Source organism: Methyloceanibacter marginalis (assembly GCF_001723295.1).
GTDB classification, from domain to species: Bacteria; Pseudomonadota; Alphaproteobacteria; order Rhizobiales; family Methyloligellaceae; genus Methyloceanibacter; species Methyloceanibacter marginalis.
Genome location: NZ_LPWD01000359.1, coordinates 1 through 1,125 on the forward strand (window position 1 = coordinate 1; position 1,125 = coordinate 1,125).

At 66.5% G+C, this 1,125-nt stretch carries 2 protein-coding genes; both read left to right on the forward strand.

Annotated elements, in window-relative coordinates; genetic code table 11:
* The first annotated feature begins 132 nt into the window (after positions 1-132).
* A complete protein-coding gene (locus AUC71_RS12735; protein ID WP_069624563.1) occupies positions 133-339 on the forward strand; it encodes a hypothetical protein in 207 nt (68 codons plus the stop codon).
* A 70-nt stretch (positions 340-409) separates the two neighbouring features.
* Positions 410-1,125: DUF1028 domain-containing protein (locus AUC71_RS12740; protein ID WP_083238346.1), on the forward strand; the 716-nt coding region annotated here is incomplete at its 3' end.

Below are 1,125 nucleotides of genomic sequence, written 5' to 3' on the forward strand. Positions count from 1 at the left end.
CTTCCCATCCACTTATGGCTTCCCACATCGAAGGCGTCATTAGACTGTGGTGGATCCGAAGGCAACGACGTCGCCCCCGGAGCTAGACTGGGGCGCGGAGGCGAACCGGAAGAAAGACAGAGGAGGAGGAAAATGAGGCCGATCGTGATTGCGGCGCTCTTTGCGCCGCTTCTATTTGGGTGCACCGAGCAGCAGACATCGGAGAGTGGCGCCGAGGCGACGGGAGGCGCCTGCGAGGCGCATCAAGACGTGTCGTCTTGCTTGGCCGACGAGAAGTGCGGTTGGCGGACCGACAAGGGAGCCTGCGCCGCCAATCCGAAGGCCGACAAAACGCAGTAACGGCCGCTGCTGGCGGCGACTTTCCCGGAGACAAGCAGCTTAGTGGGGCAGAAGAAAGAGGCGGAGGATCATGACCTACTCGATATTGGGGCGCGACGCCCGCACCGGCGAGATGGGAATCGCAAGCCAATCACAAGCCTTCGCTGTTGGTCACAGCGTCCCGTGGGCGATGGCAGGCGTCGGGGTGATCGCGACGCAGTCGATGGGTGAGCCCGCCTACGGCACACTCGGCCTCGATGTTCTGTGGGCGGGACTCACTGCCTCCGAGGCGCTCACCGCAATCAGGAGCATCGATCCGCACCCGGAGCGCCGGCAGGTGGCGATGATCGACGGCAGCGGCAAGATCTCGGCGTACACCGGTGACGCCTGCATTGGCGAAGCAGGACACGAGGTGGGCGAGAGCTGTGTCGCGGTGGCGAACATGATGCGCACCGAGGCGGTGTGGGGCGCCATGGTGGACGCCTTCGAGCGTAGTGGCGACTCTCTTGCGCTTCGCCTTATGGCGGCGCTGCGGGCGGCGGAGGAAGCCGGCGGCGATATGCGCGGGCAGCGCTCAGCGGTGGTGAGGGTCGTCCGGGCGACCCGCAGCGGCCGGCCGTGGCGTGACGACGTCGTCGACCTCCGGGTGGACGACCACCCCGCGCCGCTCGATGTGCTTGGACGCCTGGTCGAGAAGAGCGGCCGATATAACCGCGTCGTCTCCGCCTTCGAGCGTGCGCTCGATGGCCAGGCCCGCGACGCGGCAGACGACGTCGACGCGTTGCTTTGGGAGGCGGCGGAGGCTGA

Bases quoted from the DNA above. Each gene is read 5' to 3' on its own strand.
- AUC71_RS12735 (WP_069624563.1), top strand. From the start codon at position 133: ATGAGGCCGATCGTGATTGCGGCGCTCTTTGCGCCGCTTCTATTTGGG.